17 protein-coding genes are annotated in these 25738 nt (G+C 51.2%); 15 read left to right on the top strand and 2 right to left on the bottom strand.

The features are described 5' to 3' along the window. The first annotated feature begins 9 nt into the window (after positions 1-9). The 5 genes from OCV59_RS02455 to OCV59_RS02435 all read left to right on the top strand — a co-directional run bounded on the left by OCV59_RS02455 (position 10) and on the right by OCV59_RS02435 (position 6576). A complete protein-coding gene (locus OCV59_RS02455) occupies positions 10-597 on the top strand; it encodes a hypothetical protein (RefSeq protein WP_147592817.1) in 588 nt (195 codons plus the stop codon). Between the two features lie 12 nt (positions 598-609). Then, a complete protein-coding gene (locus OCV59_RS02450) occupies positions 610-1311 on the top strand; it encodes an LPXTG cell wall anchor domain-containing protein (protein WP_147592815.1) in 702 nt (233 codons plus the stop codon). A 1069-nt stretch (positions 1312-2380) separates the two neighbouring features. Then, entirely contained in the window at positions 2381-3310 is a 930-nt protein-coding gene (locus OCV59_RS02445) for an RpnC/YadD family protein (protein WP_147592813.1), read from the top strand. A 1235-nt stretch (positions 3311-4545) separates the two neighbouring features. After that, on the top strand, positions 4546-4971 hold the full coding sequence (locus tag OCV59_RS02440) for a MarR family winged helix-turn-helix transcriptional regulator (RefSeq protein WP_147592811.1): 426 nt from the start codon (positions 4546-4548) through the stop codon (positions 4969-4971). Positions 4972-5031: 60 nt separating this feature from the next. Further along, on the top strand, positions 5032-6576 hold the full coding sequence (locus OCV59_RS02435) for an MATE family efflux transporter (protein ID WP_262584058.1): 1545 nt from the start codon (positions 5032-5034) through the stop codon (positions 6574-6576). A 636-nt stretch (positions 6577-7212) separates the two neighbouring features. Here the strand turns inward: OCV59_RS02435 and OCV59_RS02430 are convergent. Next, the gene (locus tag OCV59_RS02430) at positions 7213-7689 is read right to left on the bottom strand and encodes an MFS transporter (RefSeq protein WP_147592809.1); all 477 of its coding nucleotides are present in this window, start codon (positions 7687-7689) and stop codon (positions 7213-7215) included. A 142-nt stretch (positions 7690-7831) separates the two neighbouring features. Between OCV59_RS02430 and OCV59_RS02425 the strand changes: the two genes are divergently transcribed. The 4 genes from OCV59_RS02425 (at position 7832) to OCV59_RS02410 (ending at position 13321) form a co-directional block, all read left to right on the top strand. Further along, entirely contained in the window at positions 7832-8791 is a 960-nt protein-coding gene (locus OCV59_RS02425) for a hypothetical protein (protein ID WP_147592807.1), read from the top strand. 525 nt (positions 8792-9316) lie between these two features. After that, positions 9317-9937: a cytidylate kinase-like family protein gene (locus OCV59_RS02420; RefSeq protein ID WP_147592805.1), complete on the top strand. Its 621-nt coding sequence runs from the start codon at positions 9317-9319 to the stop codon at positions 9935-9937. Between the two features lie 216 nt (positions 9938-10153). After that, positions 10154-12088, top strand: coding sequence for a methionine--tRNA ligase (gene metG / locus OCV59_RS02415; RefSeq protein ID WP_147592803.1), 1935 nt, complete (start codon positions 10154-10156; stop codon positions 12086-12088). A gap of 384 nt (positions 12089-12472) precedes the next feature. Beyond that, complete coding sequence (locus tag OCV59_RS02410) at positions 12473-13321, top strand: TatD family hydrolase (RefSeq protein ID WP_147592801.1); 849 nt, start codon at positions 12473-12475, stop codon at positions 13319-13321. Between the two features lie 199 nt (positions 13322-13520). Here the strand turns inward: OCV59_RS02410 and OCV59_RS02405 are convergent, their stop codons facing one another. After that, the gene (locus tag OCV59_RS02405) at positions 13521-14423 is read right to left on the bottom strand and encodes a PDDEXK family nuclease (protein WP_147592799.1); all 903 of its coding nucleotides are present in this window, start codon (positions 14421-14423) and stop codon (positions 13521-13523) included. 604 nt (positions 14424-15027) lie between these two features. Between OCV59_RS02405 and OCV59_RS02400 the strand changes: the two genes are divergently transcribed. The 6 genes from OCV59_RS02400 (at position 15028) to OCV59_RS02375 (ending at position 25728) form a co-directional block, all read left to right on the top strand. Then, positions 15028-17271, top strand: a complete 2244-nt coding sequence (locus OCV59_RS02400; RefSeq protein WP_262584057.1) for a SpoIIE family protein phosphatase — start codon at positions 15028-15030, stop codon at positions 17269-17271. Positions 17272-17505: 234 nt separating this feature from the next. Next, on the top strand, positions 17506-18585 hold the full coding sequence (tilS, locus tag OCV59_RS02395) for a tRNA lysidine(34) synthetase TilS (protein WP_147592795.1): 1080 nt from the start codon (positions 17506-17508) through the stop codon (positions 18583-18585). A gap of 134 nt (positions 18586-18719) precedes the next feature. Then, positions 18720-21077, top strand: a complete 2358-nt coding sequence (gene ftsH / locus OCV59_RS02390; RefSeq protein ID WP_394802986.1) for an ATP-dependent zinc metalloprotease FtsH — start codon at positions 18720-18722, stop codon at positions 21075-21077. After that, positions 21077-22645, top strand: coding sequence for a PucR family transcriptional regulator (locus tag OCV59_RS02385; protein ID WP_147592793.1), 1569 nt, complete (start codon positions 21077-21079; stop codon positions 22643-22645). The genes ftsH and OCV59_RS02385 overlap by 1 nt, the downstream gene beginning before the upstream one ends. Positions 22646-22835: 190 nt before the next feature. Next, positions 22836-24089 carry a serine hydroxymethyltransferase gene (locus OCV59_RS02380; protein ID WP_147592791.1) on the top strand — a complete coding sequence of 418 codons (1254 nt, stop codon included), beginning with the start codon at positions 22836-22838 and terminating at the stop codon, positions 24087-24089. A 91-nt stretch (positions 24090-24180) separates the two neighbouring features. Beyond that, complete coding sequence (locus OCV59_RS02375) at positions 24181-25728, top strand: acyl-CoA carboxylase subunit beta (protein ID WP_147592789.1); 1548 nt, start codon at positions 24181-24183, stop codon at positions 25726-25728. The last annotated feature ends 10 nt before the right edge of the window (positions 25729-25738 follow it).

The raw sequence follows: 25738 nt of genomic DNA, 5'->3' as shown, positions 1-25738 counted from the left end.
TAGGTACGAATGAGAATGGATTCAAAGAAAAGAAGAAAAAGTACGGCCTCCAGAAAGGTGATCGTGCTGGCAATAGCGGCAGTGCTCCTTCTGAGCGCTACTGTTACGGGGACATTGATGTACCTCGTTAGCAAGACGACGGCAGTGACAAATACATTTGAACCTGCAACCGTGACCTGTGAAGTGCAGGAAAATTTCGAGGGCAAAGTGAAAAAGGATGTAACTGTCAAAAACACAAGCAACATCGATGCATACCTTCGCGTGAAGCTCGTTACATACAGAGTTAACGCTGACGGAGAGAGAATCGGTGGAACAGCAGCTATCCCGAGCTTTACACCGGGAGAAGGCTGGTTCGAGAAAGACGGATTCTACTATTACAAGAACCCGGTAGCTCCGAATAAAACGCCGGCAGCGAACTTGATTGGTAATGATGGTATAACGCTTGTGAAGTATACCGATGCTGATGGTGGCAGGCAGGTAATAGAGGTCATCGCGGAAGCGATACAGTCTGTACCGACAAGTGTTGTTAAAGAATATTGGAATGTTACAGTTGATGCTAATGGCGTGATTTCGGCGCCATCAGGATCAGGGAACTAAGGAGGTGCGATCATGAAAAAGACTATCAGATTAATTTCATCCCTGGTTCTCGCGCTGGTGCTGGTATGCGGTACGACGGCGATCTCGTTCGCTGCTGACGCGACTTCGCACGTGACATACAAGGGCAAGGCGGAACAGTTCATTTTCCAGCCGGGCAGCAAGTATTCGCCGACTGACCTTTTCACGGACTTCAAGGGCGTGATGCCTGGCGATGAACTCACACAGCAGATCGACGTGAGAAACGACGCTTCGAAAGATGTAAAAGTGAAGATTTACATGAGAGCACTCGGCTCTGCAGAACTGCAGGATAAGGACGGCAACGTGAGAGTCAGTAAAGAGGAATCTGCAGATTTTCTGAAAGAGATGGACCTGACTGTTGACCTGGTGGGCAGCTCCAGGCTGTTTGATGCGTCGGCAGATCAGACTGCCGGGCTGACTGAATGGACGTGCCTCGGCACATTTTATTCCGGTGCGAGCGTGACTCTCGATGTGGGACTGAACGTGCCGATCACGATGGGCAACGATTATCAGGAGAGCATCGGGGCGCTTGACTGGCAGTTCATGGTCGAGGAGTACCCGATCGAAAAGGGCGACCCGAAGCCGGAGACCGGTGACAGTATGAACATCGCGCTGTTTGCGGGCATTGCAGCACTTGCGCTGATCATTGCCGCAGTCCTGATCTTTGCACGAAAGAAGAAAGCTTCCGAGAAATAGGAGCAGGAGCGAAATAAGTGCGAAGCGCGCGATAGGAGAGAGATAAGCACGGAGTAAGCACGAGGAGTGAGATAGGCGAGAAACTGATTTGATATAAGTGCGAAACTGGCGTGGATCAGATTAGTGTGAAACTGACGTGGAATTGGCGCGGACCAGGCGGCGTGGCGTGGACCCCGCGGCATAGATCGCGTAGATCAGATCGACAAGTCGACAACAAGTCATAGAGATCAACATTTTAGCTGTTTTGGCGGATCCGCCCCGACGCACAGGGTTGTGTGAGGCGGATCCGCTTTTGTTAGGATGTAAGGTTATTGGGCGGCAGAGCGTACGTGTGCTGTGTATCTGTGGGATATGCAGGCTCTGAGCCTGACAGAAAGTCGGTATCCTGAAATGTGTTCACATTTCAGGTCTATTTATATTTCTAAGAGTTGAGCAAAATCTCTGGGAGAGATTTTGGGATTTTTAAGAGTAGTTTTTAGCGCCGGTTAGCCTACGGAGCATGAGCGCTGGAGATGCTGTTTTAGCGGCGGCGTAGGCAAGCCTATAGGGTATGAGCATTGCTTCCCTATGCGATGTGGATAATTACCAAAAGGTGATTACTTGGGTTGAATTCTTGGTATTTTTCAGCTCTGAAAAGTACTGTTTTGGCGAGATTTTTTACCAAAAAGCTAACAGCTATAGCGAGTTTTTTGGTGGTTTGACGGCTGTTGAGAGGGGCGCTTTTACCAGGAATCGAAAAGAATCACTATGGTTTTGGTAATGATCATTGAAGTCAATGTACTCTCGCGGTAAATAACATTACTAAAATTTGTACAATACACGAAAATAAGGAGTGGAAGAGGCTGGAGAAGTATTGCGGTTTTGGCACTTCTTGCAGTACAGTACGACCATGATGTGGCGTAAATGAGCCGATTTAAGTGTGCCGAGGAGAGTTGCTAAAGGCATATGATGGAAAAATAATATATAAATGTAAAATAAAGGTTGAATATTAGCTTCCATAATTATACAATATGATCAGGAGGAATACCGCCGCTGTTCATTTAAGATCGATATAACTATGGAGGGGACAATGAAAAAACCTAAGCATACATACAAGGACAACACTTTCTGTACGCTTTTCAGCGATAAGGAAAATCTGATAGAGCTGTACAATGCGCTTTCCGGAAGTAATTATGATAAAGATACTCCCGTGAAGATCGTGACTTTAGATGATGCGTTCTTTGGTGACCGGGAGAACGACCTTTCCTTCATCATCGACCATAAGTGGATAATCCTCACAGAGCAGCAGAGCACGCTGTGTCCTAACATACCACTGAGGATGCTGGCGTATATCGCCAGAGAATACGAAAAGCTCGTGTTTTCACGTGAGATTTACAGCAAAAAGCCGGTGAAGATACCGACCCCCGAACTTTATGTGTTCTACAACGGTCTCGAAGATGCACCCGTAGAGCAGGAGATGAAATTATCTGATGCATTCATGGCTGAGTGTGATAAAATATCAGTAGAGGTGGTCGTCAGATTCATCAATGTGAATTACGAGAAAGGCGCTGAGCTGCTGAAACGCTGCAATACGATGCAGGGATACAGCAGGCTGATACACATGATCCGTGTAAAATACAGAGAATGCGGAGAGCTGGGGACCGCCATCGAAGAAAGCATCAGGGAATGTCAGGCCAGCGGCATACTGGCAGAATTTCTGAAGGAACATGGTGGTGACGTTATGAGTTTTTTATTCGAAAAACTGACAAGAGAAGAATGTGAAGCGATCAGGGAGGCCGACGGATACGAGCAGGGCAAATCCGATGGATTTGAACAGGGTGAAGCCTCAGGCTTTGAAAAAGGCAAGCTCGACGAAAAGCGCAAGATCGCGTTGAACATGAAAGCTGCAGGCGAACCGATAAAGAAAATCATTGCCTACAGCGGTCTGACCGAAGCAGAAATCAAAGCTCTGACTCATGATGATAATTTTGATCCCGATGAACCGGGTAAGCCTATATAAAAGATATAAGGCAAGGATTCGGATGCTGAAGTCTTACGTTTTTGCTGATAGTCATGGGATTTCAGCATCAGCATTGAGTATCATGTACCAGGCATTCTATAGAATCTGTCGTATATAGAAAGTCGAGTCTTTAAAAATGAATGCACGGCGAATTTCCTGTGCGATATTCTTTAAGCGCGGGAAATCCTGCGCATCGATTCGACCAATGTTAATGCTTATAAGCATGACAGGCACTTCGCCCAGAAAGCCCCGCCTTATAAGGGGCACGTATTAAACTTATAGAAGCATACTGCGCTGGATAGGTGCAGATGTATAAATCAAATGATCTGAGTCCACGGTGGTCGAGGATTTTGCCCGCATTCTCATTTGTGTAGTATTTTGTATATCGGAGAACTATTGCACAACCGGGCTCTCAGATGTGCAGAAATGATAGCCATCAAAAAATATTACACGTGATTTCATGCCAGATCGCTTCCAAAACGTCGAAATCTCATGAAAATGCAGCTTTTCTGTAAAAATCATCCATATCCTTGTGTAATACAAAAAGGAACTTCACGGGAAACTGCACAGACGGGGGGATCGGTTGTGTAATGATTTTCAAATGAGAGGGATCCTACACACAAGGGTCGGATTCGAGCCTGCCGGTAACGCTTGTTATCACAAGCCGACTACGCACCAGATCGCGCCCGACAGGTCATCTTTGATAGGACTAATACACAACGGATGCATCCTGATCAGCCGCTAACACCTGTCGGCACCGCATGCCGGCGCCGGTCATCATCGAATGCCAACAACAGATGCCTTTAAATCAGTAAAATGACTGCAAGCGTGATCACGCCACACCAAACAGCCGATTTCCTCCATTCAGAGGATACAAATCAAACTTTCAGGCGCATATCGCGCCAGATAAGCTCAATTATATAAACTTTCAGAGCAGCAGCCCTTTGGGAGAGGTCGGTTCTATAAGCTTCCGGTGCCGCCCGCCCGTCATAAATCCGGCTTGTCGCCCCGCCGACATAACAGTTTGTCCCTCTACTGCTGAAACATAACAGTTCGCACCCGATAAAACTTGTTTGCTCCCATCGAAGCTTACCTTGACGATCGTCCGAAATCATACTATAATCACTGATGTGCAAATCGTCCGAAATCATACGAATTGTGTGAGCCTTTACGAGCTCGTACAAACCTGCACGAACGAACAAATTCCCAAAAACAAAATCATCAAGGAGATCCATATGACCAGCAGCATAACGCGCTTAAATACACTGATGAGCGAGATCGGTGCAACGTACCATGAAATTTCAAAGCGGCTTGATTTGACTGACAGCGCATTCAATATAATGTACGTGGTGTATGACAATGAAGGCTCGTACCCGCTGAGCGGTATCGTCAAAATGACATGTATCAGCAAGCAGACCGTGAACTCGTCGTTGCGAAACCTTGAATCGGAAGGGCTCGTCTATCTTGAGAAGACGAGCGGTCGAAGCAAGACCGTGCATCTTACCGAGGAGGGACGCAGATTTGCAGAACGGACCGTGAAGATAATCAGAGACGAGGAAAATGCGGTTTTTGACAGATGGTCAGAGGAAGAACGAAAGATATATTTTGAGCTGACGGAGCGTTATATAGAGGAAATGAAAAAAGTTGCGGAACGGCTTTGAGCCGCCACTCGGCCCTTTTTCCCAAAAACCCGGAAACAGAACAGCAGAACAGGAGGAACTATGGAACACAAAAATCAGGATCATATGCCGGAATGTCAAGTATTGGAGTCTCATACGTCGGAGTCCCATACGTTGGAGTCTCACACGCCGGAAACTCATACTGCCGCAGCTGACACCGCCGACATGGTCGACACAGCTGATACCGCCGATGCAGCTGACAGATCCGGCACAGCCACCACAGCCGGCAAATCCGTCACAGGCTCGAAACGCCCGAAAGACAAGATCCAGCTTTCGGATCATTTTGATTACAAACGACTGTTCAGATTCGTGCTGCCATCGGTGGCAATGATGATCTTTACATCTATATACAGCGTCGTGGACGGATTCTTTGTGTCCAACTTTGTCGGCAAAGTGCCGTTTGCGGCAGTCAACTTTACCATGCCTGTGCTGATGCTTCTCAGCTCGGTCGGCTTCATATTCGGTACCGGCGGCAATGCACTCGTGTCCAAAACCATGGGTGAGGGCGACTACGAAAGATCGAATCGCCTCTTTTCGATGCTGATATACATCGCTGCAGGCGTCGGCGCAGTGCTTGCAGTGGTCGGAATAATTTTTCTTCCGCAGATCATTTCCAAACTCGGCGCGGAAGGCGAAATGCTGGACAACTGCGTTTTATACGGACGCATAATACTGGCCGCACAGCCCGCATTCGTGCTGCAGTATGCGTTCCAGAGCTTTTTCGTCACGGCGGGAAAACCCGGGCTCGGCTTCGTTGCGACCGTGGGAGCCGGTCTCATGAACATGGTGCTCGATGCAGTGTTCATCATCGCGTTCGGATGGGGCATCGCAGGCGCAGCGGCGGCAACGGCAGCAAGCGGACTCACAGGCGCGCTGATCCCGCTGATCTACTTCGCACGCAAAAATTCCAGCCTGCTGAAACTTACGAAAACCAGCTATGACGGCAAAGCTCTGCTCAAGACATGTACGAACGGAGCATCTGAATTCGTCACAAGCATCGCGATGTCCGTCGTGAGCATGCTTTACAATCTCCAGCTGATGAAATACGCCGGCGCGGACGGCGTCGCAGCATACGGCGTGCTCATGTACGTCAACTACATTTTCATTGCGGTTTTCATCGGCTACTCAGTCGGCACTGCGCCGCTGTTCGGCTACAACTACGGAGCTCAGAACCACAGCGAGCTGCACAACCTCTTCAGGCGCAGCCTCTGGGTCATCAACGTGTGCGGAGTCGTGATGTTCGCTCTGATACAGCTCCTCGCCGGCAAATGCGCCGCCGTTTTCGTCGGATACGACCCCGAGCTAGTGAAAATGACGACCGAAGCCTTCCATATATACTGCTGTTCATTCCTGTTCGTCGGCATGAGCATCTTCGGATCCGCATTCTTCACCGCCCTCAATAACGGCCTGATCTCCGCGATAATCTCATTCATGAGAACGCTGGTGTTCGAAGTCGGCGCAGTGCTGATCCTGCCATTGATCTTCGGGATCCAGGGCATCTGGGGGTCAGTCGTCGTCGCCGAAGTCGTTTCCGCCGCACTGACGATAGGCTTTATGATCGCAAAACGCTCGAAATACCATTATTGATGAATATTATGTAAAGGCCGCAGCCGTCCGGATGGTACGCTCTCATGAGCACGTCCGGGCCGCCCGGCCTTTTTTAGAGGAGCCGCTTACGCGGCGATCTTATGCGCTCCGCGCCGCCCTGGCTCGCGATCCCTTCGCCTCCCCGCAAAACTCATTGAATAAAAATGCCTTTATAGGCTACAATGTTCAATAAAGACTTGAAAGCGTAAAGCAACATATATATAATGCGCCTCCCCGTAAAGCTCGCAAAAAAAGAACCGCCCCGCTTCCCAACACCCGAAGTCCGCTGACGCGGACATCAGGTGAAGGACCGCGGGGCCGTTCCCATACCCCGGAGGCCGGCACATACGAACGCTTGCGCGTCCGTACGAGCCGGCCCCTGAGGCTTCCGTTGCCGGAATTTATATTATGAATAGTGAAAACTTGGTTGGTACCGGGCTGGCATGAGATCGCCGCCTGCCGTGTTGATCACGCCGGGCCGGCCTGACGGCCAGCCCTTCGTACCCGAATCGATCAGTCAACTGCATCCTGATCAAGGCGTATTAACTATGCCTCGACAACTATTACAGTCGCCTGACGGCCCGTCCTGGGCGGCAGCTTGCATCCTCACGGGCCTGCTGCTTTCCCCGGTGCTTCCTAGCCCTTGAACTTTCTCTTATTGCTTGTGCAGATACCTCTGATGACTGCAACGATCAGCAGGACTGCTGCCATGTACAGCCAAGGCATCTGGTACGAACCGTAGTGCTGCATCAGCATACCGACTGCAGTTGCGCCGATCGCGCCGCCGATACCGATGAATACGTTGACATATCCGATCAGCTTGCCGAGATCCTTGTCGCCATACATGTGACCCATGATGAGCGGTGAAACGATATTGATCGCAGGCACGCCGAAAATATATCCTGCCACGAACAGCACTGTTCCGAGCATTCCTGTATTCATGAATGCGAGTCCGAGAGCCGCGATCATGAAGAAAAGGCTCGTGCCGACAGCAGCAACGCTGAGCTTCTTGTCGCATACGATACCTACGATCGGGCCTGTGAACAGCAGGATTATCGATGTAGCGGAAACGATAGCGGTAGCGCCCATCTGATCCTGACCGGCCATTACCATAGTAGGGATACCGTGCTGCAGGATCGAGGAAGTAGTTGCGGTCGAGTCGGATTTTGCAAAGATGCGGGCCGCTTGTGGGGCGGGGGAGATCCCCGGACAAGGAGGTAGTCTTGAGCCGGGAGAAAGTCCTGGGGCAAGAGGCATGTCCGGAACAGGGGACAGCCTTGAACGGGGAGATAGTTTTGGATCGGAGAGCTTTGCCGGGTTGGAGAATGGTCTTGCGGCGAGTGAAGCTTCGGGAGAGAAGGAGCGTTCTGCGACAGGAAGTGTTCTTGGGCGGAGAAATCATTCTGAGTCAGGGACGGCGCCTGGAAGGGGCTCTTTATCCGGGTACGGGGATCGTCTCGAGTCGTGGGATATTTTCGAGCCGGTGGTCGGTCTGTGCCGCGGAGCGGGGATTGAGATGGGGCTCCGCGTGTCCTGCGGGGACGCAGGGCTCGCGGAGGCTTCCGCTGGTGTCGAAGATGGCGTGCCGGCGCTGATCCGCAGGCTCAGACGTCGGCAGGTCAGTGATTCGTATGGCGACGCATCTATGTATGTATCGTCGACTGATCTGATCCCGGCCGTCAGCGGCACAGCGTTTTCCATGTATGGCCGCAAAGGACTGCGCACTCGATGGTATTACCTGTATTTCCTGCTCGATCAGCTTTACGATGAAGTGATATTCGAAAACGACAGCTGCACGATAACGCGGAACGGCAGCGAACTTGGCATATTGCTTTACAATATACCGGATGTTCCGGGTGACATGGGTGAACTGTCAGGTCCAGGTGATGTTCCGGGTGGTATGGAGGAGACGCCGGACCATGAAGCGGAACGAAAAGAGGTCTTTCTTCATCTTGAGGATATCGAGTGCAACTATACGATGGTTTCGTATACATTCGATTTCTTCGCGGAAAGCGAGGAGGACGTGTGGCGCACCATCGGCGCGCCGGAGGCCATGGGCAGTGCGGTCAGGGAGACGATCAGGAGCAGCTGCTTCCCGAAGGTGGCTTATGCGCATTCGACTTCGCAGTATGATCTGCTCAGAGAGATCGCGCTGGAGCCCGGCGAGCTGAAGCTTCTCAGATTGATCCCGGAACGCGGCAGCGAAGTGAAATAGCATACGCTCTGCGTGTGCGCACTACTTGTCTGTCTAATCCTGCACGCCTGGCATTGACTCGCAAATCTCGTTTCATCATACATTTATGTCTTGTCATGCCTTACGGGGTGAAAACCAAAAATCATTTGCCGGATAGCTGTTATTGGTAAAAATGGCAGTTTTCCCGCTCTTTTTCTGCTGTCGAATACCAAGAAACAGGAAGCGGTCATTGATTTTTGGTATTTTAAACGTATAAAAAGCCATATTTCGCGAAAGATTTTACCAAATGATCATGAGCAGATTTTGATTCTTGGTAATCGCCTTTCTTGAAAGGCATGATTTTTCAGGGATTTTACCAAAGAAGACAGCCTGAAGATGCATTTTTGGTAACAGAAGATTCACTCACTGCTGGCGAGCGGCGACCTGCAAAACTTTACATAATGCGCAGCACACTTTCCTGGCAATAAAATGAAAAAGTGTGATATAATTAAAACAACTGTATTTACATGATACGTAAATATGTAATGGCCTAAGGAGGGATCCGTTATGAATGATAGAAAGAAAATAATAACTATAAGCCGTGAATTCGGAAGCGGCGGCAGACTGATAGGCAAACGTCTTGCGGAGAAGCTGGATGTTCCGTATTATGACAAGGAGCTGCTGGACAGGATCGCTGAGGAATCGGGATTCTGCAAGGAGATGATGGAGGACGCGGAAAAGAAGGCGAAGAACAGTTTCCTTTACAGCCTGATCTCGGCGATGGGAACTGCGGAGGCGGGACCTGAGAGTCTTTCGCTCAATGAGAGGTTTTTCCTGGCGCAGTTCGATACGATAAGGAGGATCGCTGACGAGGGTTCGTGCGTCATCGTTGGACGTTGTGCAGACTATATCCTGCGCGGGATTCCTGAGGCAACGAATGTGTTCATCTATGCCGAGGAGCAGGATAAGATCAAGAGGGCTGTCGAGGAGTACGGCGTGCCGCAGGATATGGTGAAGAAGATGATGAAGGACACTGACAAGGCGAGAGCTAACTATTACTCGTATCACACGGGCCAGAAGTGGGGAGAGTCTGTCAACTATCATCTTTCGATAGACAGCGGATATCTTGAGATCGAGGACATCGTAGATCTCATCATAAAATACACGGACGTCAAGCTTTACAGGTGATCCGGGATTTTGGCAGCAGCCGGGTTTTGACCGGATGCCGGGTATGACGAAAGAGGTTGGATTTTGCCTTAGTGCCGGACGTGACTGGGCGATCCGGCCCGGGTCCGGTGACGCTCCGACCGTGTTCGGGTCGTGATCCGGCGGCGCATGCCGCATCAGCATATAAAATTTGCCGCGTCTCATTCGACGCGGAGATGAAAGGAATGATCAGTTAAAATGACAAAAAACAAAGGAACTTATTACATTACTACGCCTATTTACTATCCGAGCTCGAATCTTCACATCGGGCACACTTACTGCACTGTCATGGCAGATGCGATGGCGAGATTCAAGAGACTTTCGGGATACGATGTGCATTTCCTGACGGGAACGGACGAGCACGGTCAGAAGATCCAGACGATCGCCGAGGAAAAGGGCATGAAGCCGCAGGAATACGTGGATCAGGTCGTTGCAGGCATAAAGGATCTGTGGAAGACGATGGAGATCTCGTACGACGATTTCATCAGGACTACTGAGCCGAGACACGTGAAGAGAGTCCAGGAGCTGTTCATGAAGCTCTATGAGAACGGCGACATATACAAGGGCGAGTATGAGGGCCTTTACTGCACTCCGTGCGAATCGTTCTGGACGGAGAGCCAGCTGGTGGACGGCAAGTGTCCGGACTGCGGCAGACCGGTGCAGAAAGCCAAGGAAGAGGCGTATTTCTTCAAGCTTTCAAAGTACCAGGACAAGCTGCTGGAGCTGTTTGAGACAAATCCGGAATTCCTTCAGCCGGATTCGAGAAGAAATGAAATGATCGCGTTCGTGAAGCAGGGGCTCGAGGATCTCTGCATTTCCAGATCGACATTTGACTGGGGCATCCCGGTGCCTATCAACGACAAGCACGTTATGTACGTGTGGCTGGATGCGCTTTCGAACTACATCACGGCGCTGGGCTGGCCGGACGAGCCGGAGCTTTACGAGAAGTACTGGCCGGTGAACGTTCATCTGGTAGGCAAGGAGATCGTGAGATTCCACACTGTCATCTGGCCTGCAATGCTGATGAGCGCGGGTCTTCCGCTGCCTAAGCAGGTGCTCGGTCACGGATGGCTGCTGCTGGAGGGCGGCAAGATGTCGAAGTCCAAGGGCAACGTGGTCGATCCGGTGAAGCTGATCGACAGATACGGCATCGACGCGCTGAAATACTTCCTGCTGAGGGAGTACACTTTCGGTCAGGACGGCGTGTTCACGAACGAGGTGATGCTCAAGAGGATGAATTACGATCTCGCGAACGACCTGGGAAATCTGGTGTCGCGAACGGTTTCGATGATAGAGAAATACAATGGCGGCATAGTTCCGGAGCTTACTGATGCAAAGGATGCAGTCGACGATGATCTCAGGGCTGTCGCTGTCGGCGCGGCTGACAAGGTCGAGGCGAACATGGACAAGTTCGCGTTCAACATGGCCCTTGAGGAGATCTGGGTAGTCGTTAGGCGTGCCAACAAATATATAGATGAAACGATGCCGTGGGTACTTGCAAAGGATGAGGCTCAGAAGCCTAGACTTGACAATGTGCTGCACAATCTGGCTGAAACGATCAGGATCATATCGGTGCTGATCCATCCGTTCATGCACACGACTTCGGATGCTATCAGAAAGCAGCTGGGTCTGTGGTATGCTGACGTCGCATGGGAAGATGCGTACGAGTTCGAGATGATGAACGGTGAGCAGGTGAAGAAGGGCGATCCGATCTTCCCTCGTCTCGATATCGAAAAGGAACTGGCTGAGCTGGAGGCCATGAACGGCAGCAAGGAGCCGGAGAACATCCCGCTCGAGCTGAAGCCTGAGATCGAATATGATGATTTCGACAAGATCGATTTCAGAGTCGGCACTATCATTTCGGCTGAAAAGCATCCGAAGGCTGACAAGCTGCTGGTGTTCCAGGTGCAGATGGGTACGGAAAAGCGCCAGATAATCTCGGGTGTTGCGAATTACTTCAAGCCTGAGGAATGCGTTGGCAAGAAGGTTGTCGTGGTTGCAAATCTCAAGCCTAGAAAGCTCAGAGGTCTCGAGTCGAAAGGCATGATAATGTTTGCGGACAATATCGTTGACGGCAAGGAACGCGTTGAGTTCGTGTCGACGATCGCAGATGACGGAAATCCGGTGACTTAGTGGATGATATGAGGGAGGCACAGCGGTGACGCTGTGCCTTCTGTGATTTTAGCGGGGCGCCGGCGCGAGGCATTGTGCCGGCGAGGAGCATGGGAGCTGCGTAAGCTCCCTCTCGTGTATGCAGGTGACGGATCCGTTGGGCCGGCGTGAGGCACGGCTTTCTGCGTCGGCAATTTGGCGCCCCGTTCTGCGGGGCGCGCAGGCTTGTGCGAGTGACAGTGTTGTGCCGGCTACTCGGGCAAGTCTGAAATTTGAACGCGGCAGCCCTGCGGGCGGTGTCGCCTGCGCCCCCCGCACCGGACATTCTTTGCACACCATTGCAATCCAGCGATCCCGCGATTTTGCGATTTACATACCAATAATAAATGAAAAGAGGCAGAAAATATGTTTTTTGATTCACACGCACATTTGAACAATGAGATGTCGGATGAAGCCAGAGCGGCGATGGTCAGAGCCATTGAAGACTCGGAACTCGATTATGTGATGGATATCGGTTTTGATCTGCCGAGCTCGAAGCTCGCGGTCGATCATGCAGCGAAATATCCGTGGTGCTATGCCGCGGTGGGCTGTCATCCTCACGACACTGACAGCATGGATGACATGCAGCTGGCGCTGATAAAAGGCCTGGCAAAAAAGAAAAAAGTAATGGCTATCGGCGAGATCGGCCTTGATTTTCATTACGATCATTCGCCGCGCGACGTTCAGCGCGAATGGTTCAGGAGGCAGATCCGCCTGGCGAACGAGCTGAAAATGCCGATCGCGATCCACTCGAGAGAAGCCGATCAGGAAGTGCTCGATATTTTAAAGGAAGAAGGCGCATTTTCCGACGAGCGAAAAAGCTGGTTCCCGGAAAGACCGGATACGACCGGATATGTGTCTAAGCAGCCAGGCACATGCAAAGATGCACGCGTGCTCCTGCACTGCTTTTCGGGAAGTGCCGAGCTCGGCAGCCAGTACGTGAAGCTCGGTGCCACGATCTCGATCGCCGGCCCGGTGACATACAAAAACAACAGGAAGACCGTAGGCGTAGTGGCAGAGCTGCCGCTGGATTTCCTGCTTGTCGAGACGGACTCACCGTATCTGACGCCGGAGCCTTTCCGCGGCAAGAAAAATGATCCTTCCAAGGTGGAGTATACCGCGAGAAAAGTCGCAGAGATCAAAGGTCTTAGCCTGGAAGAAGTCGCAGCGAAAACAAAGGAAAACGCGATGCGCTTTTATGGGATAACCGAGTAACGGGATAAGGCGGGGTGAATCGAAAGCCGGGCAGCATGAGCAGTCGCCCGGTCGGCTGCCTGAGCAAGTTGGGAGTCTCGGCAGTTGCCTTGGTGCCTGTTCGCTTTGGCGAGCGCCAGGAATCACGGTCGCTCTTGCGCCCGCACGATCGGTCGCTAACCTTGTCGATCGCCAGGTGTCATGCTTATGCTCGTTGACTTTATTTCAACGACCCGATAATCTGCAGTATCGCTGCGATATCTATGCCTCCGGTACTGCTGTCACACGTTATGATTAGATTTGATCCCGGCACGATATCATTTGAATAATAAAGCGCGAATTTTTTCCATACGGCTTTGCGGTAGCTTTCATCCTTGAGCATGCCGAGGTGTTCCCAGTAGATGATCCTTCCGTTGGCAAGGTACAGCGTAAAATCAGGATATCTTACGGTCGTTCTGCCATCAGCATCGTGCAGATAAAGCGGCTCTTCATATGCGAATTTTATTCCGTTCTTGTTAAGGAATTCTGAGATTATGGCCTCGGATTTAGAACGCACCATAAGTCCGAACGAAGTTCTGTGTATCAGCGCATCTGCCTTGAAATCCAGAGAAGATTGACCGATTGTGCCGCCGATCCAGTTATCCCGACTATCATGGGGTGCATCGCCAGACAGATGGTTTTGATAGTGTTCTCTATTGCCGTCGGCCCGACTATGCTGACTGTCATAGCTGCTCTGACGATATCGGCTTTTGTATATCGGTACATTATCTGCATTGGCCGTCTCGGGCTGGTATCCCTTACCGATCTTAGAAAGTATATCTTTATCGCCGTAAGGCGCGTATTTTTTTATCAGCCTTTCCTGGACTTTTACATTTTCTTTCAGGATCTTCAGCGCCGTCTCCATATATTTTCGCTTTTTCAATGCCTGGATCAGATGGAGGTTGCGCACGCTTATGTACACCTGCTTCTGCGTCCCCGGCATGATGCGGTAATAATAGCGGCGGCCATATACAAGCTTGGTCACAAGACGACCCTCAGGAAGCGATTTCAGCAAATCTTCATACAGCTCGATCAATTCTTTCTCTACCTTTAAATCGTTTTTTGTTGCTTCGATATAATCCATGATCATCTCCTTTTGAGTGGCGGTGCAGGGAATAGCAGTGGCGCGGGGTATTTTACACAATTTAACATTTATTACACACGTTGTCAATGGAACTGATGGAAAAAATTTACTTTTATTTATCTGCCCCAGATTGCTATCAGTATGAAAAGCGCAGGCATACCTGAAAGCTGCGTTTTTAGTAATGTCATACGGTTTTCTTGTATTTAGGTATAAAAGCTCCGGTCGCATATATGCGGAAGATTGTAAACTGCCGCCCATAGAGGCTTCGAAATACGATATTTTAGTAAAATCTATGCAGTTTATTGATAATAAGTATAAAAGAATCTGATCTGCTGCCTGATATGCAGAAGAAGTTTATACCTATCTATCTCACGCGATCAGATACGAGTATAAACCTTGCCTCCATAAACCCTGTTTTTTGATCATTTTTCCGATCAGGCAGCAGATCATAAGTTTTACAGCACTCCTGCAGTCATAGCTTTTATACTCGATTCCGCCAAAACAACAAAAAATCACCAAACCTTCACCCTCAAACAGGGGTTTTGACAAATTTCGATGAGGGACAGGCTGTATAATGCACCTGTATTGGGAATGGAGATTTTTTATGGAAAACACGACTAAAGCAAGAGCTTTTGATTTTACTAAAAAGAATCGGACGAAAATCAGGACGAGGCTGGCTCGGGGGCTGGCGATCCTGGCATTCGCGCTCGTTGTGAGCCATGGCACAGTGATGGATGGATATTTTCCGGCTGCGGTGGCGCTGACTGCTTATCTTGCTGCGAGGAAACCGCTGAATGCATTGATAGCGGTGCCGGCTGCAGCAGCGATCGCTCCGTACCTTATGAAAGGCTACGATCCGTGGGGCGACATGGCGGCGGTGCTGGTATGCGCGCTGTTCTTCCCGGTCGCGGGAAAAGTGCGTTTCAGAGTCTGGCAGGTCGGCCTGATCGCAGCATCGGCCGGCATCGTGTGCGTCAGCCTGAGCCGGGTCGCGACGTCGACAGTCTACAAGATCAGTCCGGAAAAACTGCTGGTGTACGGAGCGCTGATATTTGCGATCGTGATCATCGCGGACGTGATCTGCAGCATAGTCGGAGAGTTGTGGCCGGTTGTTTCGGAAGCAGAAAACGTCACGGTATCGCGCGGGTCGGTCCGGCACGATTTTGCATCATACGGTTCAGATCGGCAGAATAGGGGCGCATCACACAGTGTGCAGCAAGGTGGCAGTACGCGCAATAGCGTATCGTATATAAACGATGCGGACGCCGATGTTTCGCATATAAACAATGCGGATTTCGGCACTTCGCATATAAACAATGCAAATGTCAAAGCTTCGCATATAGGCAATGTTGGTTTTAATGATCCGAACATAAGCGGAGCCGATTTGGATGCCTCGGCTATAGGTTATGCAGACTCGCGCGTTTCGACTTTACAAAATCCGGCTTCACAAAGCGCAGGATCATACGGCGACTGGATTTCCCGCCACATGACTCTTCTGGCCGACGGAAAATATGAAAAAGAGCTGCGCATAGCAGCATTGATATCTGCTGTGCTCATGATCCTGAACGGCGCCGGTCTGAGCTTCCTCGCATGGCCGCTGATCCTTTTCATGGCGATGACCGCACTCGACAGCAGCAGCGCGGGCGCTCCATTCATCGTGATTGCGACGGGAGGCGTCTGGGCGGCACTAATTGGGCAGGGCCAGTGGGGCCTGCTGGCGACTGCTGTGATTGGAGCTGCCGCCGCAGTTTTTGTAAAGCGTTTAGGCATTTTTATCCGTACAGCAGCGTTCATAGCGGTGTGCTGGACTATGGGATTCATGGAAAGCGGCACAGTACTGGGAGTCGACGGCTACTGCCTTTTCGTCGCGGCAGCGCTTTTTGCGGTGGTAAGCTGGAAATTCAGACCTGCTGTAAAGCGGCTGATCGCGGCGATAGAAGGGAACCCTGCGGACGCCGGGGAAACTTCGGCATTCAGGACAGCTGCGCTTTTGCAGAGCAAATCAGATGACATGCAGGAACTTGCAGAGCTTTACGCGACCTACGTGGACAGCCGTTCAGCGCTGGCCAGCCAGTTCCACATGACGAAACAGATAATGGATGACGTGAGATACAGGATAAGCCGCCGTCCCGGCGCAGCCCGAAGCAGCCACAGCAGCATCGGAAGCCGGGCGAAATCGAGGCGTGAAAAGCTGGCGGTGGACATTTCGGCGTCGCAGTATGCAGCCTCGGGAACGATAAACGGCGACTGCTGCGGCTGGCAGGACATAGGCGACGGGCGGACCGTCATGGTCGTCAGCGACGGCATGGGAAAGGGCAAGAAGGCGGCTGCGGAAAGCCTGCTGGTGACGAAGACGCTGATCTCGCTGCTCAGGGCCGGGGTCACGCCGGACCTTGCGCTCAAGATGATAAATACCGTGATGCTGATGAAAGACGACGAAGAATCATATGCCACCGTGGATCTGGCCATAATAGACCGGATAAGCGGAAAAGTGAAATTTTACAAGATAGGAGCAGCTCCGACACTGATACGGCACCGTGAAACGGTCGAGGAAGTGAAGCTTTCCGCGGTACCGCTCGGGATAGTGAACGGGCTGAAGATACGATACATGGAAACCGAGCTGAAAAAAGACGACTGGATCATCATGATGTCGGATGGGGTCAGCGACGGAGGGACAGCCGGGAGCACGGGCCGCGATACGTTTATCGACACCCTCAAAAGCACCGTGGCGAAGGTGCGCTCGGCTGATCCCGAAATGATGAGCATGCTGCTGATCGATCAGGCGGCGGACAGTTATATAGGGCGGGAGCGCGACGATCTGACGGTGCTCGCAGCGCATATCAGCTGACGCCGGGAGACTCGTCGGCATGCTTGCATGCGCAGGAGTGCCAAATCGCGCCTGGGATTCAATGCCATTCGTCAGTTCTGCTGCGGCCGCCCGGCACGCCGCTTGCGCCCATTTTGCAGGCCGCTGCCAGCACCCATTTACCGGTGGCTGGAAACCGCTATTTGTGGTACAATGATGGTAAATCCATGCAAATGTATAGGATAATAATAACAAGGAGTTTTGTGACAGATAAAGATGTTGATCGAGCAAGTCAGAAAAACCATAAATGAACATGATTTGATACAGCGAAAGCAGCATATCGTACTGGGACTGTCGGGCGGTCCTGATTCGGTATGCCTTTTTCATGTGCTGATGACGCTGAGCGGGCAGCTTGGCATAACGGTGCACCCGGTGCACATAAACCACAAGCTGAGGCCCGGCGCCGCAGAACGCGACCAGAAGTACGCAGAACAGCTCTGTGAGAAAATGGGCGTGAAGTGCAGCGTTTTCACAGTCGACTGCAGAGAGATGGCACGCGAGCTTTCCACGACGAGTGAGGATGCCGGCAGGATCGCGCGGTACGACGCTTTCCATGAGACCGCGGAAAAGATTGCGGCAGAGCTTCAGGCAGAGGGTCTTGATGAAGAAACGGCGCGCAGCAGTGTAAAGATCGCAGTCGCGCACAACACCGGCGATCAGGCGGAGACCATACTTTTCCGTCTGCTCAGAGGCACCGGCACCGACGGGCTGGCTGGCATCGCATACGAGCGAAAAGAGCGCGGATTTTCGGTGATCAGGCCGATCCTGGATGTGGACCGGGCAGCGATCGAGGAATACTGCGAGAACAACGGGCTCGGCCCGGTGATCGACCACACCAACAGCGAAGCGATATACGCCAGGAACAAGATCAGACTCGAGCTTATACCTATGCTCGAAAGTGAGTATAATGAAAATATAAAGGCGAGCCTGGTGCGCCTGGGCCGCATCGCGTCGGAAGACAAGGACTATCTGTGGCAGCAGACGGAGCTGGCATACAGGGAATTCGCGGAAAGCGTGCCGGCAGGCGACGTGCAGGGTTTTATGGAAAGCGTGTCGGTGTCTGCAGGCATGATAGTGATGGACAGAGAAAAACTCGCGGCTGCCCATCCGGCCATAAGGCACAGGCTTATCATGAAAGCGTTCGCGCAGATCGGCCTCGAAAAAGATATCTCAGAAGAACGCATAAAGTCCGCAGACGCGATAATATCAAAGAAACAGGGACCAAAAACAGTACAATTCCCGCACTGCTACAGACTCAAGGTCGAGAAAGGGAAAGTGATGTTTTTCAGAGATTGAATTTTATGTGAAATTATCTGAAAAAAGCAGCGGCTTCTATTGCTGATACTTGGTTTACATGATAAAATAAAACGATAACTTTGTATATAATAACCAAAAAATCAGCTGACAAAACATTACCGGGAGGATATAAATTGAAAAGGGCTAAAAATATTGGAATTTATGCGGTCATATTCGGGCTCGTGCTGGCAATGGTCTGGTTTTACAACAGTGGGACCAAGGAGGATCAGAAAGAAGTAAAGACTTCCACGATGATCAAGTACCTGAAGGAAGATGAAGTCGAGAACATCAACGTGACGGAGACAAAGCTCACTGCAAAACTCAAATCAGGAGACAAAGTATATGCTTATGTGAACAGCGCGGTCGATCTGAGCTATATATACGATTCATATATAATGCCGCAGGTGGATTCGGGCAAGCTAAAACTCGAGAGTGACGAGCCGAAGAAGGAGTCCATCTGGCTCAGCCTGCTGCCGACACTCATAATGATCGGCATCATGGTCGTATTCTTCATACTTATCATGAATCAGAGCGGAGGCGGAGGCAAGGCGATGTCGTTCGGCAAGAGCCGCGCCAAGCTTCAGAAAGACGGTGACCTCAAGAAGATAACATTCAAGGACGTTGCAGGACTTGAGGAGGAAAAGGAAGAACTTGAAGAAATAGTAGACTTCCTGAAGCATCCTGCCAAATACAACAATCTGGGTGCAAGGATACCTAAGGGTATACTGCTCGTAGGCCCTCCGGGAACAGGTAAGACCTATATCTCCAGAGCGACAGCCGGAGAAGCAGGAGTGCCGTTCTTTACGATAAGCGGTTCGGACTTCGTGGAAATGTTCGTAGGTGTAGGTGCGTCCAGAGTCAGAGACCTGTTCGAACAGGCAAAGAAAAACGCACCGTGCATCGTTTTTATCGACGAGATTGATGCGGTTGGACGTAAGAGAGGCGCAGGCCTCGGCGGCGGTCACGACGAAAGAGAACAGACGCTGAACCAGCTGCTGGTAGAGATGGACGGTTTCGCGGAAAACGCAGGTATCATCATCCTCGCGGCAACCAACAGACCTGACGTTCTCGACCCTGCATTGCTGAGACCAGGCAGATTCGACAGGCAGATAGTGATAGGGATCCCTGATATCAAGGGCAGAGAAGAGATATTCAGAGTGCATTCGAGAAACAAGCCTCTTGCAGAAGGCGTGGATCCGAAGGTGCTCGCAAGAAGAACGCCGGGATTTTCCCCTGCGGATATAGAGAACATGCTCAATGAAGCGGCGCTGCTTGCTGCGAGAAGAAACGGCATGAAGATAAGGATGGACGAGATCGAGGAAGCTATAACCAAGGTCATCGCAGGTCCGGAAAAGAAGAGCAGAGTCATCAGCGAAGAAGAGCGAAAGCTCACGGCATATCACGAAGCCGGCCACGCTGTGGTGGCGCATGTGCTGCCTAAGACAGACCCTGTTCATCAGATCACGATAATACCTAGAGGCAGAGCAGGCGGATTCACGATGATCCTGCCTAAGGAAGACAAATACTACGGAACAAAAGAAACGATGAGAGAGCAGATCATCCATCTCCTCGGCGGTCGTGTTGCGGAAATGCTCACGCTCGACGATGTGAGCACGGGTGCGAGCAACGACATCCAGAGAGCTACGGATATCGCGAAAGAAATGGTCACAAAGTACGGATTCAGCGAGAAGCTGGGCCCTGTGAACTACAGCTCATCCGACGAAGTGTTCCTCGGAAAGGATTTTTCGACGAGACAGAACTACTCAGAGGAGACTGCTTCGGAGATAGACGAGGAAGTGAAGGCGATCATCGAAGAAGCATACGAGGCTGCGAAGACGATACTCAGCGAGCACATGGAACAGCTGACAGCCGTGGCAGAAGGACTGCTTGCAGTCGAAACACTCGACAACCAGCAGTTTGAGAGACTGTATGACGGCGACGTTACTCCGGAAGAGCTCGCGGAAGAACTCAGGATCGAACTGGAGAAGAAAAAGGCCAGAAACGAGAAAGAGGCAGCTCAGTCTGCGAGAAAGCGCAAGAAAGAGGCGGAGCTCGAGAAGCAGAGACTTGAAGAAGCGGCAAGAGCTCTTGAGGAACAGACAAAGAATTCGAAGTTCAAGCCGAGCATCATGATCTACAATGAAGAGACTAAGACTGCCGAGCCGTTCAACCCGACGAATCTGTCAAAGCCGGGCGACAGCGTGCCTGACGGAGATATGCCAGAGGACGATGATTTCGAGACTCCGGAGCAGCCTGAAGTGCACGGGGAGTTCGCTTCGGACGACGACTTTGAAAATGCAGCCGGCGATGACGACATGCCTAGCGAAGAAGAGCTGGCAGTTTACGATACAGATTATCTCAATGCGGACGATGACGACGATTCTGAGGTCGATGCAGACGATGATGATGCAGACGATGAGGACAGTCTTGATGTGTTCGCAGACGATGACGGATCTGATTCGGATGATGAAAACAGGAAGAAGGACGAATAATGAGAGTTACAGTTGCAGACTGTCTGGATCTGGACGCTTTCAGAGGAGCAGAGGTAGTCGCGGGCAAGATAAATCTGACTAATGATGTCAAGGCTGTATCAGTCCTTGATGCCTGTGACAGCGCAGACCTTAAATTTTATAAACCGGATAAAACCGAAATATTGCTGACGGGATTCCTCGGCATAAAAGACGATATCGACAGGCAGTGCGAGCTGATCCGTGCGGTTTCAAGACGCGGATGCGCCGCACTGGCGGTCTATTATGTGGGACGTGCCATGGGGAAACTGGATGAAAAAGTGATAGAGGCAGCAGAGCGAGAGCTGATGCCTCTCATTTTAATGCCGGCAGACGCGGAGTATGTCGATGCGATCACAGAGGTGATGGACAAGGTCCTCTACGGCGATAATTTCAGCAACAGCCTGATAAACAACACCGTGTTCCACCTTCTCAATTTTGAAAAGCACAGCAATTTCCAGTCGGCGGTGAGAGAAGCCGCGATAAACAACGATTTCCAGCTGATAATACTCAGCGAGGATTTCAACCCGATCCTCACGGTGGAGACGAGACACAAGGCGACGATATCGGATGCGATCAAGCTCGGCAAGGAGCGCAACGTGGAGAGCAACTCCAAGGTCTATACGATGATCGACGTGAACGGTGTACTGACATACTGGGGACCGGTAACGATAAACAATGAGAAATATTACATGTTCATCGTGGACAACGAGGACTCGTATACCGCAGGCGAGATAACGAAGCTTGCCGAGATCATCGAGCTGGCGATGGGCATGTGGAAATACACACCTGAGCGAGATGCGAAAGCGGAGTTCATCAAGGCGCTGATAAGAGGAAACAAGAGCCTGGCCTATACACTCAAGGACGAGGCGAAGATCAGCGGCGATGATATCCTGAGCGTATTTTTCTCCAAAGGCATCGGCTACGACATAGAGAGCCAGGTCTTTGCAGAATTTGAAAAAGAAGAAGACCTGAACATCATGAAGATCACCGAAGGCGACGAGACCTACGGCATGATACTGACATTCGATGAAGACGGCGCGAACTCGACAAGCAAGAACAGCTGCGTGCAGCTTTTCAACAAACTAAAAGGCAACAAAAAGGCGAGGATATTCCACGTCACAGGCCTGAACGGGATAGAAGGCGCAGGTGACGCGTACAGGCTCATAAGCGAGAGCTGGTCGTTCGTGCAGAACGTTTTCCCGTACAAGCGAGTGTTCACGAAGTATGAGCTCACGCTTGTCAGCAACTGCATAAACATCCAGATACAGGGCGGCTTTGTAAAGAAAAACTACATAGAGCTGCTCGAGCCGTTCAAGGAAGCGAGCGAGAACAAGAGCAGGCAGCTGCTCGACACGCTCGAGACTTTCGTGCTGGACGCAGGCATGAACAGCAGCAAGACTGCGGAATTCATGGGTATCCATACGAACACGGTGCAGTACAGGCTCAAGAAGATCAATGAGATGCTCGGTGTGGAAATCACGGGCAACCGCATAATCCCGGGGCTCACGATGGCGCTGGCGCTCAAGCGGCTTGAACGAGTCGTCAGCTAGCGGGGACCGGCATTCCGACAGTGTACGGCAGTTCGGCATTCCGACGGCTGCAGCCGGATGAGAAAAGCCGGTGAGCGAGGCTGGACGGCGCGGCGCGGTGTGCGGGCGGCCTGCATGCATGGCCGGCATAAAAAAGATAAATTTTAGTTTCACATATAAAGCAAGAGTAAAAAAGGACAAGGAGATTAACATGTATTTCAATTATTTGGAGAAAGCAGACCCGGAAATAACAGCATCTATCAAAAGGGAAATCAACCGTCAGGAGACAAAGATCGAGATGATCGCTTCTGAGAATTTCGTGAACTACGAGATCATGGAAGCAGCAGGCAGCGCATTGACGAACAAATATGCGGAAGGATATCCGGGCAAGAGATATTACGGCGGATGTGAATTCGTCGATGAAGTCGAGACTCTGGCTATCGAGAGAGCGAAGAAGATCTTCGGTGCAGACCATGCAAATGTGCAGGCTCACTCAGGGGCGAACGCAAACACTGCGGTATACCAGGCAGTGCTCGATTACGGAGATACAGTGCTCGGCATGGATCTGTCAAACGGCGGACACCTTTCACACGGATCCCCTGTGAACATTTCAGGAAAGTCATATAACTTCGTGTCATACGGACTCGATCATGAAACAGAAATGATAGATTTTGACAACGTAAGGGAGCTGGCCCTGAAGCACAAGCCTAAACTGATCGTGGCAGGCGCTTCGGCTTACCCAAGAACTATATATGCAGATAAATTCAAAGAGATCGCAGACGAAGTCGGCGCTATGCTGATGGTCGACATGGCGCATATCGCAGGACTCGTTGCAGTCGGACTCCATCCAAATCCGATGGAATATGCGGATATCGTTACAAGCACGACGCATAAGACACTCAGAGGGCCTAGAGGCGGACTTATCCTTTGCAAAGAAAAATACGCGAAGGCTATCGACAAGGCTATCTTCCCGGGAACTCAGGGCGGCCCGCTCATGCACATAATCGCAGCGAAGGCTGTATGCTTCAAGGAAGCGATGGATCCGGAATTCAAGGTATATCAGCAGCAGGTGCTCGATAATGCAAAGGCGCTGGCAGAGGCTCTCAACGAAAAGGGTTTCGACCTCGTTTCGGGCGGCACTGACAATCACCTCGTTCTCGTGAAACTCGTGAACAAGGGCGTTACAGGAAAGCTGGCAGAGCACCTTCTTGACGAAGCCAACATCACGACGAACAAGAATGCGATCCCGAACGATCCGCAGAGCCCGTTCGTTACAAGCGGTCTGAGACTCGGAACGCCTGCGATGACCAGCAGAGGCTTCAAGGAAGACGATGTAAGGAAGACAGTGGAGGCGATCGCACTCGTGATCGACAATCCTGAAGATCCGGCAGCTATGGAAAAGGCAAGAGCTATAGTCAAGGAGCTTACGGACAAGTACCCTCTCCACAAGAAGTTCAGAGGATAGACTGAGAGTCTGTACGAGGCGTGCTGCGCAGGAGGCACAGACGCCTTGCAGATACGGAACAGGATAAAGAGTTTTTAAGGAGGCAGCACAGATGGATAAGCTGGAAAAACTCCGCCATGCCAGAGCGCACATAGCGCAGGGCGGCGGCGAAAAGAGGATCCAGGCACAGCATTCAAAAGGAAAGCTCACAGCCAGAGAACGGCTTGATATCCTTTTTGACGAAAACAGCTTCGTTGAGATAGATGCTTTCGTAAAGCACAGGTGCACCAATTTCGATATGGCGGGCAAAGACCTGCCGGGTGACGGTGTAGTTACGGGATACGGGCAGATCGAAGGCAGACTCGTGTTCGCATTTGCACAGGATTTTACGGTCAGCGGCGGCTCGCTGGGCGAGTATCATGCGGAGAAGATCGTAAAGGTGCAGGAAATGGCGCTCAAGATGGGGGCGCCTATCGTGGGACTGCAGGATTCAGGCGGAGCAAGAGTCGAGGAAGGCGTTGCGGCGCTTTCGGGATTCGGCAAGATATTCCACAACAATACGATATCATCAGGAGTCATCCCGCAGATATCAGTGATAATGGGACCGTGCGCGGGCGGCGCAGTGTATTCGCCGGCGATAACGGACTTCGTGTTCATGGTGGACAAGACCAGCCAGATGTTCATAACAGGCCCTGAAGTCATCAAGACGGTAACAGGCGAGGCCGTGACAGCCGAACAGCTCGGCGGGGCCGTGACACACAATACGGTCAGCGGCGTGGCGCATTTTATGGGGAAAAATGACGAAGAGACACTGCTGGCGGTCAGAGAACTTCTGAGCTACATGCCTTCGAACAACATGGAAACAGCTCCTGTATATGCGTGTGACGACGATATAAATAGGATGATCCCGGAGCTCAACGAGATCATTCCGGACAATCCGAACAAGGCGTACAATATGTACGATGTGATATACAAGATCGCTGATGACGGCAGGATCTACGATGTTATGCCTCATTATGCAAAGAATATCATAACGTGCTTCATCAGGATGGATGGAGCGACAGTGGGTGTCATAGCCAACCAGCCTAATTTCGGGGCAGGCTGTCTGGACATAAACGCATCAGACAAGGCGGCGAGATTCATCAGAAGATGCGATGCATTCAACATCCCGCTGCTCACGATAGAAGACGTTCCGGGATTCCTTCCGGGCACGGATCAGGAATACGGCGGCATCATCAGACACGGCGCGAAGATGCTTTACGCATACTGTGAGGCGACAGTGCCTAAGATCACGCTGATATTGAGGAAAGCATACGGCGGCGCATACATAGGCATGTGCAACAAGGAGCTCGGCGCGGACATGGTAATGGCGTGGCCGTCGGCTCAGATCGCCGTGATGGGCGCATCGGGAGCAGTCAACATCATCTCGTCGGTAAAACGCGAGATCAGGAATGCTGACGATCCGGCCCAGGTCAGAGCGGAGAAGATCGCGGAATATGAGGAGACGTTCAACAATCCTTATGTCGCAGCGAGCCTTGGTTATGTGGACGATATCATAGAGCCCGCATCGACCAGGCAGCGCGTGATAAGCGCGCTCGATATGCTTAGTACAAAGCGTGAATCTCTTCCTGCAAAGAAGCACGGAAACATCCCGCTCTAGCCGTTACGGC

The organism is Brotomerdimonas butyrica, assembly GCF_025567305.1.
Taxonomy (GTDB): Bacteria; Bacillota; Clostridia; order Peptostreptococcales; family Anaerovoracaceae; genus Lentihominibacter; species Lentihominibacter butyricus.
Note: the sequence above shows the minus strand (reverse complement) of the source record. Positions and strands in the feature narration are given on the sequence as shown.